This is a genomic window from Bradyrhizobium sp. CSA207 (assembly GCF_029051685.1).
Lineage (GTDB): Bacteria > Pseudomonadota > Alphaproteobacteria > Rhizobiales > Xanthobacteraceae > Bradyrhizobium.
In genome coordinates, this window is sequence record NZ_JAACFT010000084.1 from 1 (window position 1) to 4569 (window position 4569).

General features: G+C 63.7%; 7 protein-coding genes. 1 reads left to right on the top strand and 6 read right to left on the bottom strand.

The window, feature by feature from the left end; genetic code table 11:
* Positions 1-674 (top strand): AI-2E family transporter (locus GWG65_RS39855; protein ID WP_275200864.1); only part of this gene is annotated, 674 nt, incomplete at its 5' end.
* A 109-nt stretch (positions 675-783) separates the two neighbouring features.
* Here the strand turns inward: GWG65_RS39855 and GWG65_RS39860 are convergent.
* The 6 genes from GWG65_RS39860 to GWG65_RS39885 form a co-directional block, all read right to left on the bottom strand.
* Positions 784-1080 carry an antibiotic biosynthesis monooxygenase family protein gene (locus GWG65_RS39860; RefSeq protein WP_275200865.1) on the bottom strand — a complete coding sequence of 99 codons (297 nt, stop codon included), beginning with the start codon at positions 1078-1080 and terminating at the stop codon, positions 784-786.
* A 102-nt stretch (positions 1081-1182) separates the two neighbouring features.
* Entirely contained in the window at positions 1183-1419 is a 237-nt protein-coding gene (locus GWG65_RS39865) for a hypothetical protein (RefSeq protein WP_275200866.1), read from the bottom strand.
* Between the two features lie 59 nt (positions 1420-1478).
* Positions 1479-2699, bottom strand: a complete 1221-nt coding sequence (locus GWG65_RS39870; RefSeq protein WP_275200867.1) for a GGDEF domain-containing protein — start codon at positions 2697-2699, stop codon at positions 1479-1481.
* Positions 2700-2928: 229 nt separating this feature from the next.
* Positions 2929-3405: a 30S ribosomal protein S9 gene (gene rpsI, locus GWG65_RS39875; protein ID WP_275200868.1), complete on the bottom strand. Its 477-nt coding sequence runs from the start codon at positions 3403-3405 to the stop codon at positions 2929-2931.
* Positions 3406-3407: 2 nt separating this feature from the next.
* A complete protein-coding gene (rplM, locus tag GWG65_RS39880) occupies positions 3408-3872 on the bottom strand; it encodes a 50S ribosomal protein L13 (protein WP_148745853.1) in 465 nt (154 codons plus the stop codon).
* Between the two features lie 159 nt (positions 3873-4031).
* Positions 4032-4460, bottom strand: coding sequence for a PaaI family thioesterase (locus tag GWG65_RS39885; RefSeq protein WP_275200869.1), 429 nt, complete (start codon positions 4458-4460; stop codon positions 4032-4034).
* Between the last annotated feature and the right edge of the window lie 109 nt (positions 4461-4569).

The following is a 4569-nucleotide window of genomic DNA, read 5'->3' on the forward strand; positions in this document are numbered from 1 at the left end:
GCCAGTTGCCGGGCGCAGGCGCCCTCGCCTCCAGCGGCGGGGCGATCGTGAGCCAGACCTTCAAGCTGCTGCTCGGCACGATTAGCGCCGTCGGCAACGTGTTCATCGTGCTGTTTCTCGGGCTGGCCTTCGCCGCCCAGCCGAGCATCTATCATGACGGCCTGTTATTCCTCGCACCGGCAAGGCATCGGACCCGCGTGACCCTGATCATCGATCGGATCAGCGAGACGCTGGAGCGCTGGCTGATCGCCCAGATCATCGTCATGCTCGCAGTCGGCGCGGTGACCTGGATCGGTCTTGCCGCCATCGGCATCCCCGGCTCGTTCATCCTGGGAATCCAGGCCGGCCTTCTCGCCTTCATCCCGACCGTCGGCGCCATCATCGCCGGCGTCGTCGTGGTGCTGGCGAGCCTCGCCTCGGGTTGGATCGCGGCGCTGTCCGCCCTCATCCTGTTCCTCGGCGTGCACGCGATGGAGAGCTATGTGCTGACGCCGCTGCTCCAGCGCCAGGCGCTCGACATTCCGCCCGCCACGCTGTTCGCGTTCCAGATCCTGCTCGGCGTCGTGTTCGGAATCTGGGGCCTGGCCCTGGCGCTGCCATTGGTCGCCATCGCCAAGGTCATGATCGACCACTTCAAGACGTATGAAGCGACGCCCCGGGCCGAAGCCGCCTAAGCACCATCCGGACCCGAAGGGCCGCGTTAGCGCAAAGTGCGCAGCGGTTTTCCCTCGCGACAAACGCGGAACGCGTTTGCGCGGAGATCACGCTCCTGGCAGAGAGTCCTCAGGTGGTCAGCACGGTCTCGGTGTGCTCGACCTCGGGGGGCGAGGCAAAATACTGGCCGACGAGGCCGCGCCATTCGGCAAAATTCTCCGAGCCGCGGAAATCGACAGTGTGGTTTTCCAGCGTTTCCCACTTGACCATCAACCGGTAGCGCTGCGGCTTCTCGATCGATTTGTGCAGTTCGAAACCGTGAAAACCCTTGGCGCGGCCGAAGGCGGCCTTGGCCTTGGCGACGGCGGCTTCAAAGTCCTTCTCGCTGCCCGGCTTGACGTCGATTTGCGCGATCTCCGTGATCATCGGCTTCCACCCTTTTTGTTCGATGGGCGTATCTACCGCAGCCGGAGACAAAGAAAAAGGCGCCGGAAACGGCGCCCTGATCGGCTGAAAATGCGGGCGCGCTCAGGCGAGCAGCAGAACGGTGCCTGCGACGATGAGCGCGCAACCGATGAACAGCGTCAGCGGCCAATAGCTGCGGCTCTGGGTATAGCGTCCCTGCGCGCGGCGCTCGGTAATCAGCGCCGTCTCGTATTCGTCGGCGGTGGAGAACACGCAGGCGAAGCCGCTGCGCGCCGAGGCCGCAGCGGCTTCGAGCGACATCAGGGCAGCCTGCGGGTTCTGTCGACGGATCGATTCCATGACCGCAATGGTAGGGATCGAATGGTAAACAGGAGATTACCGCGAGGCCTCCCTGGGGGTCAGGCCGTGGCAGGTTGCGGTCGCGGCACACTGACACGCGCCGCGCTCTGGCGCCGCCAGTTCTCCAGCGACAGCGGCAGCTCCTCCGCTGCCTCGACGCGGTTGCGGCCACCGCGCTTGGCCTGGTAGAGCGCGGTGTCGGCCGAAGCCAGCAACACCTCAAGTTCGGTGCCGGCCGGACCGCCGGCAACGCCGATGCTGACGGTGGTATCGACCGGGCCTTCATCGACCACGACACCGGAGGTCTCGAACGCCTCACGTACGCGCTCGGCAACCAGCACGCCCTCCTCCAGCGAGCACGGCAGCAGGCCCGCGAACTCCTCGCCGCCGATCCGGCCCGAGAGGTCAGAGATGCGCAAATTGCTGACGACGATGGTCGAGAACAGTTTCAGCATCTCATCGCCGGCGGGATGGCCGAAGCGATCGTTGATTGACTTGAAATGGTCGATGTCGAAGATCATCACGGTCACCGGCCGGCCGGCCTTGGCCTCGCGCTCGATCACGCGCGTACAGGCTTCCGAGAAACCGCGGCGGTTGAGCATGCCGGTCAGGGGATCCGTCGATGCAGCGGTGCGGTGCGCGGTGACCGTGCGCTCCGACACCAGCATGAAGATCACGAACACGGTGCCGACGGCATAGAGCACGAGCTCGACCGCGAATACAGTGACCCAGATGCTGCCGGAGAAGCCGGCGTCGTTCGGGCGCAAGAAGCTGCCGAGCAGAATCGGCAGCATCAACACGCAGCCGTGCATCACCGGCACCACGAAGGCCGGCCAGCGGCGCTGCAGGCTCTTGCGCCGTTCGACCCAGAGCTCGCTCGCCGTCAGCGCCGCATAGACCGAGACGATGCCGGCGCCGATGAGCATACGCAGCATCGACGCCGCGGGATCGAGCAGCGTCACGGCCGCGACCCACGCAAGCGCGCCGAGCACGAGGCCGGGCCAGTGCGGCTTGCGGCCGTGGAAGACGCGCGCCGCATTCCATACCATGCCGCAGGCGACGAACCCGACCGCGTTCAGCGCCAGATAGAGCTGCGGACCGAGCTTGTCGCCGGCCGCAGTCCACAGCGCAACGGAGGCAGCACCGAGAAGATACGCCGTGCCCCACCATTTCAGCGCGGGGCTGTTCTCCTGCCTGCCAAAAAACACCATCATGGCGCCGAGCAAAGCGGCAACCATGGTGGCGACCAAATAGAGCGTGATGCTATCGAGCGACATCATGTCGGCCCCCTCTTAAACATAGCAGTTACGCGACCGGCCCAGCCGATTTGCGCGCCCTTCCAAATGCGACGCTATGTCCCGCGAGTTCCATTCAGGTTTTCATGCAAGGCCAAGTTTTCCGGAAACACGCCATCAATTTGCATACAAACGAACAACAAAAAGGGCGCTGAAATCAGCGCCCTTTTGCATCTCATTGAAGCCGCTTTCGCGGCGAATGTGACCGAAGCGATTAACGCTTCGAGAACTGGAAGGACCGGCGGGCCTTGGCCTTGCCGTACTTCTTGCGCTCGACCACGCGGGAGTCGCGGGTGAGGAAGCCGCCCTTCTTGAGCACTGTGCGCAGCTCCGGCTCGAAATAGGTCAGCGCCTTTGAGATGCCGTGACGCACGGCGCCGGCCTGGCCGGACAGACCGCCGCCGGCGACGGTGCAGACCACGTCGTACTGGCCGGCACGCGCGGCCACGACGAACGGCTGCTCGATCATCATGCGCAGCACGGGACGGGCGAAATAGACCTCGACCTCACGCGCGTTGACCGTGACCTTGCCGGCGCCCGGCTTGATCCAGACGCGGGCGACCGCGTCCTTGCGCTTGCCGGTGGCGTAGGCGCGGTTGAACTTGTCGACCTTCTTCTCGTGCTTTGGCGCGTCGGGCGCGGCTGTCTTGAGCTGCGAGAGCTGGTCGAGCGACTGAATGGATTCGGCCATGGTTATGCGGCCCTCGTGTTCTTGCGGTTCAACTTGGCGATGTCGAGCTTTTCCGGCGTCTGCGCCTCGTGCGGATGATCGGCCCCGCCATAGACGCGGAGGTTGCCCATCTGCACGCGACCGAGCGGACCACGCGGGATCATGCGCTCGACGGCCTTCTCGAGCACGCGCTCGGGATGCTTGCCCTCGAGGATCTGGCGCGCGGTGCGCTCCTTGATGTGGCCGACATAACCGGTGTGCTTGTAATAGGTCTTCTGCTCGCGCTTGCGACCGGTGAGGACCGCATGCTGCGCGTTGATGATGATGACGTTGTCGCCGCAATCAACGTGCGGTGTGTAGGTCGGGAGGTGCTTGCCGCGCAGGCGCATGGCGACGATGGTGGCGAGACGGCCGACGACCAGACCCTTGGCGTCGATCAGCACCCACTTCTTCGTCACCTCAGCCGGCTTTGCCGAAAAGGTTTTCATATCGGAGTTTCCGTGGACGGGGAGACATCGGCGCGAACACCGCACCGGACTGCGCGGTTTTCTAGAGAACTGACGCGCAACGGTCAATGCCCAAAGACGGAAATTACTTCAACAAAATCATTGGCTTAAAAATATGGTGCTATATTACCTGCAAAAACCTCAAACAGCTGGAATGGAATAGGTCGATGTGACATGGGCAATCGGATCGGGCGACGTTCCCGACAACAGATTTACCTCGCCGACTGCCAGGCGCTTGCCGAGCTTGAGAAGCCGGGCCTCCGCGAGCACGTCCTGGCCGGGCTGGCCCTTGCGCAGGAAGTTGATGTTGAGATTGGTGGTGACCGCGAGCCCGATCGGCCCGATCGCCGACAGGAGCACCACGTACATCCCGAAATCCGCCAGCGCCATCAGCGTCGGACCCGACACGGTTCCGCCCGGCCGCAGCATCTTTTCACTGTAGCGCTGGCGCAAAAGGCAGGTCTGGCCGTCCGCGCTCTCGATCGTGATGTCGCCGCCACTGAAGGCCTGGGGAAACTCGTCACGGAGAAACAGTTCGAGCTCCGCCACGCTCATTTTTGCTAACGCCATGCCCCCTCACCCTCGCTTCACGTCGCCTGTTACATTAAGTTAGCTGCGTCATCCAACTGCAATAACCCAAGCGGAATCTGCAATGTCCGTCCAGCCCGCCCGCATCCCC

Bases quoted from the DNA above. Each gene is read 5' to 3' on its own strand.
- rplM (WP_148745853.1), bottom strand. From the start codon at position 3,872: ATGAAAACCTTTTCGGCAAAGCCGGCTGAGGTGACGAAGAAGTGGGTG.
- GWG65_RS39865 (WP_275200866.1), bottom strand. From the start codon at position 1,419: ATGGAATCGATCCGTCGACAGAACCCGCAGGCTGCCCTGATGTCGCTC.
- GWG65_RS39870 (WP_275200867.1), bottom strand. From the start codon at position 2,699: ATGATGTCGCTCGATAGCATCACGCTCTATTTGGTCGCCACCATGGTT.
- GWG65_RS39885 (WP_275200869.1), bottom strand. From the start codon at position 4,460: ATGGCGTTAGCAAAAATGAGCGTGGCGGAGCTCGAACTGTTTCTCCGT.
- rpsI (WP_275200868.1), bottom strand. From the start codon at position 3,405: ATGGCCGAATCCATTCAGTCGCTCGACCAGCTCTCGCAGCTCAAGACA.
- GWG65_RS39860 (WP_275200865.1), bottom strand. From the start codon at position 1,080: ATGATCACGGAGATCGCGCAAATCGACGTCAAGCCGGGCAGCGAGAAG.